Source organism: Protofrankia sp. CiP1_Cm_nod4 (assembly GCF_982290645.1).
In genome coordinates, this window is record NZ_CEVIVC010000198.1 from 1,940 (window position 1) to 6,447 (window position 4,508).

The window sequence follows — 4,508 nt, forward strand, 5'->3', positions numbered from 1 at the left end:
TGACCAGCCGCATGGCCTCGGTCTTGCCGGAGCCGGCCGGGCCGATGACCGGCCGCACCAGATCGGTGGAGGTCAGGATGCGCCGGGCCAGCTCCACCTGTTCGGCCGACAGCCGTCGGGCGGATGGCCCGGACGGCTCGGCGCCGTCTCCGGTGGCGCGGCTGTCGCGGGTGGCCGGTGGGGGAGCGGCGGCGTCCGGGTCGGATGGCGCGCCTGCCGTGGTCGCGCCAGGATCGCGCGGCGCGTTCAGCGCGGTCGCGCCGTCCGGCGACGGAGCCGGCGCGCCGTGCGCGCCGCCGGGATCCGCCGCGGCGGTGGCCGCGGCGAGAAGCCGGTTCACCTGCTCCGGGGTGAGGAGACGGTGGGCGGGGCCGCCGTGGTCGACCCGGCCCTGGCGGGCCAGGGCGAGCAGGCTGTCCTCGGCCTCGAGCAGGTCGAGGGTGGTGTAGATCGGTTCGGGTTGGCGCCGCCGGCGGGTCGCGGCGGTGTCGGCGAGGACGATCCGCGGGTCGGTAAGCGTCTGTTCGGCGAGGTCCGTGATGGCGTCGGGGTCGAGCCGGTCCCCGGCCCAGGCCGCGACCTGTTGGACGATCTCCCGGGCGGTGAACGTGGGGGTGTGGGCGGTCAGTCCGGCCGGGCCGGTCAGCCGGTCCGTCAGGTCGGCGATGTCCGCCGGGGTCGGCGGGTCGAGGGTCCGGTCGATGCGGGCGCCGAGCGTGCGGACCTGTCCGGGCGTCCATCCGGCGTCGGTCAGCCGGGCGTGCTGGGCGGCGCGGACCTGGCCGTCGGCGAGGACCTTCTTCGGTGCTCGTGAGCCGCGTTGTGCTGCGGCCTTGGTCGCGCCGGAGGCGGTGAAGCCGTCCGCGATGAGCGCGGCGAACTCCTCGTTGATTTCTCCGGTGCGGGTGGAGAACGCCTCCAGCAGCGGTTGGGGGAACGCGGCCAGCTCGGCGACCCCGTTGCGGATTGGCCCCCAGCGCAGCCCGCGGCGGCGGGACAGTTCGTGGCGCAGCGCGGCGGCGCCGAGGTAGCCGGCGGTTTTCACGTGGGCGAGGAACACCTCGCCGTCCACCGCCCGCCACACCACCCGCGCCACCCCGGCGCTGTCGGCGACGGGCCGGCCGTCGTCGTCGAGGACGGGAACGGCGACCGCGTTCGCGACGATGGTGTGGAGGTGCAGGTGGGCCTCGTCGCTGCGGGCCACCTCATGCCGGTAGGACGCGGCGGCCAGCCCCAGGCCGGGCCGGTTGGTCCCGTCGACCGTGCCGACGGTGGCGTGCCGCTCCAGGTAGCGGAGGACCGTGTCCACCCCGGCGTCGAGAGCGGCGGCGATGTCCGCGCGCAGCTCGTCGTCGCCGAACGTCCACAGCAGGCTGATGCTTTTCGGGGCCGCGCAGGTCACATCGAACCCGATCACCACCGTCGGGGGTTCCCGCGCGGCGGCGAACCGTTCCACCTCGGCCCGGGAGACCAGCCACCGCCCCGACCCCGTCTCCTTGACCGCCGCCAGCCGCTCCCCGCCGGGGCCTGCGCCGGTGCCGGCCGCCGGGCCCGCGTCCGCCGCGCCGCTCGGCGCGGACGGCCCGCCGGCCGGGTCGTCGGATCGCCCGCCGGCGCCGAGCGCGGCGGTGCGCTGCGCGAGCCGCCGCAGATAGGACGCTCCGACCCCGAGGATCGCCGCCGCCTCCCGCAAGGTCAGGACATCATCCTGCCCCTGCCCCGCCGTCGACGGGGCGTCGATGGCCGACGGGGTACCGAGGGTGGCCCGGCCGGCCGACCCGGCCGCGGGCAGCACCGGTTGTCCGGTGCGGGCGTGCAGCCCGCACAGCAGCCGCTGCAGGTGCACCGGATCGACCTGGCCGCGCAGCCCGAGCAGATCCGCGCCGGAACCCCGCGCCCGCCCGCGGGCCGTCCCGGAACTGTAGTAGCCCGCCGGCCCGCGGCGGACGGTTTCGGAGGCGGTCGGGGTGCCTTGGACGTAGTCGACGACCCGTCGGGCAGCCGCGGCAACATCGGTAAAGTCCCGGGCCCGTAACCCCAGCACCTTCACCGTGGCAATCACTGTTCGCCATCCGTCATCATGGACATCTCATTCCGCGAATACGGCACCGTGCTCCGACCCGGAATCCGGTGGCGTGTCGACACGCGAAAGCCCGCATTCCTCGCTGGGTGAATCGAGTCGGTCGAACCGGAACCGGCATCGGAAACAGAGCCGGTCGCATCGGCGATGACGTGTCATCGCCACGCTCATCGCGGCAGTCATCGCCGCTGGTCAGCGGCCGTGACATCATGGGCGTGGTCTGCCCATGCCGGCGGGAGCGTCGCCCTCCCGGATCCGGAGCGGATCCGTGACCGGGCCGGTTATCGTCGGATCCCGTGGATGAGCCGCCGGTATTCGTGGGGTCCTCCGACATCGCCGTCATCCTCGGCCTGACCCGGCAGGCCGTCGACCGTCGGCTGCGGATCGATCCCGTCGCGCCCGCGCCGGCCGCGACGGTCAACCGCACCCGGGCCTGGGGCGGCACCCGGGTGTGGTGGCGCGCGGACATCGACCGCTGGCTCGGCGGCCCCGATCCGGACCGCTGGAGGTCCCTGCCCGGCCAGGCCCGCTGAGTCCGAGGACCGCGCGGCACGTCCGCGCCAGCCCCGTCCGCTCACAGACCAGTCGATCATGATCCGTCTGTGAGTCGTCTGGTTTCCCGGTAGTCGGTAGCACGGCTGTGCAGAGACGACGCCGGTTTCTCCGGTCAGGGCTGGTGGAACATTCCGTCCGAGCAGCGTGCCCGTTCCGCGAATACATCCACTGTGGTCTGCGATGACACGTCATCGCGTAGTTCCCGGATGGCGAAACCGGGCTGTATCAAACGGCACCGGGTGGCACGAAATCCGTAAGGGACATATGACGGTGTCGCGCACAGCGCGACACCGTCGAGGAGTGTTTTCGTTCGAGTATTCGCGAGCTGCCTTTGGCGGGGTTCACGGGATGTTTCAAGATCTGAAGTGTTGTTGCTGGACGGCGCCACGGTCGCGGGTGGGCGCCGACACGCTTGCGGGGATGCTGGCGTCGATCGGATCGTCCGCTGCCGGCCGCCGTGTCTCATCGGAGTCCGGAGCCACAGCGGATCCGGTTTCCCTGCGTCGTACGCCGCGCGCGAAGGGGCGGCGACACCGGCTGATCGATGTACCGCCACACTCATAGTGATCACAGACTGTTATGGATCGATTTCTTTACGGAGTCCTTGACGGTCCCTGCACTTCAGTCGTTCAATGAACGCAGGAAAAAACGGGGGATTGTCGTACCCAGGTGTCGATGGGGACGACTCTGCCGAGGCTCTCTGGAGGTTTGACCTCGCCTCGGAATGGCACGACCAGCCAGGGGATACTGGCAGCTCCGTCCGGGGCGGCACACTCGGGGCAGAGCAGCGAGAGTCTTTCGCTGCCGGCCCCGATCCAGCAGCGGACGTGTCTTACGTGCCAGTCGAGCGGCACTGGGTGACGATCGGGGAGCCACCACGGTGCGGCTTGGAGCGAGGTGTGGATTGGCCGTCGATCCTGGCGTTGCTCGGCGCTGCCGGAACCGGGTTCGCCACGGTGGTCGTCACCTGGCTCCGGACCCGCGTCGGGGACGTGACGGTCACCGTCACGTCGGGGCCGGACGGCCCAGCGATTGATCTGAACGCGACCAACGTGCGGAACCTGGACGCGGAAGGACTCCGACGCCAGATCGCGGACGTCGTTCGCGGGCTGGCGGACTCGCAGACGCCACCCGAGGCGCAGGCCGACGCTGGAAGAACGACCGGGTGGCCGGGGTGACTGGCCGGACAGGGAGCTGGAAACGGGGCGGTCACCCGTCACCGCGCCAGCTCCCTGTCCGGCCGGTTCCAGTGGGGACGACTCTCTCGTGGAGAACGCCGTGTTGGGCCCGCATGGTGGATGCGACGGACGAGGCCATGGCGGTGTCGTGGACGAGTAGCCCGAGTTCGCTGTTGGTGTTCTCGGCGTTGGAGGAGAAGTCCGCGCTGGCCGTCAGCATGAGGGCATGATCGACAATGATCATTTTTGCGTGGCTGGCCAGGGGTTGGGTCGCACCGGCCACCGGCCACCGGCCACCGGGCTCGGCCGTGGCCGTGAGGTCGAGGCTGGTCATGTGAATTGCCATCTCCGTGCCTGTGGGATGATCCGCCGTACCGTACGACGTGTGGCGAGCGTGGGAGCGCTGCCAGGCTTCCCCGCGTGTCAGCTCTTGCTCGCTACTACCGCGAGTTTCCGTAACCTGGCCATCGGTGTGATCCGTCTCAATGGCACCAGGAAGATTAAAGAAACCCTCGAACACGTCGCCGCCGACCGCTACAGAGCCCTCCCACTCCTCGCTACCGTCTGCAACCGGTCAACATGATGAGCTACCTCGCCGAGGCCCTGCCCCTGCCCTCACTGGTGTCTTGGTCCACGCACGAGTCTGGCCGCCGCCTGCCAGTGTTCCATGCTCAACCCCGGGAGAGGACCACATA

4 protein-coding genes are annotated in these 4,508 nt (G+C 70.8%); 2 read left to right on the plus strand and 2 right to left on the minus strand.

From position 1 onward, the window contains the following. Positions 1–2,062 (minus strand): MobF family relaxase (gene mobF, locus AC5LSR_RS22480; protein ID WP_493468962.1); only part of this gene is annotated, 2,062 nt, incomplete at its 3' end. Positions 2,063–2,397: 335 nt separating this feature from the next. Here mobF and AC5LSR_RS22485 point away from each other — a divergent pair. Then, positions 2,398–2,613, plus strand: a complete 216-nt coding sequence (locus AC5LSR_RS22485; protein WP_493468963.1) for a hypothetical protein — start codon at positions 2,398–2,400, stop codon at positions 2,611–2,613. 654 nt (positions 2,614–3,267) lie between these two features. Then, complete coding sequence (locus tag AC5LSR_RS22490) at positions 3,268–3,813, plus strand: effector-associated constant component EACC1 (protein WP_493468964.1); 546 nt, start codon at positions 3,268–3,270, stop codon at positions 3,811–3,813. Positions 3,814–3,844: 31 nt separating this feature from the next. On the opposite strand, the gene AC5LSR_RS22495 is transcribed toward AC5LSR_RS22490, so the two are convergent. Beyond that, positions 3,845–4,147, minus strand: coding sequence for a phospholipase D-like domain-containing protein (locus tag AC5LSR_RS22495; RefSeq protein ID WP_493468965.1), 303 nt, complete (start codon positions 4,145–4,147; stop codon positions 3,845–3,847). Positions 4,148–4,508: the final 361 nt, after the last annotated feature.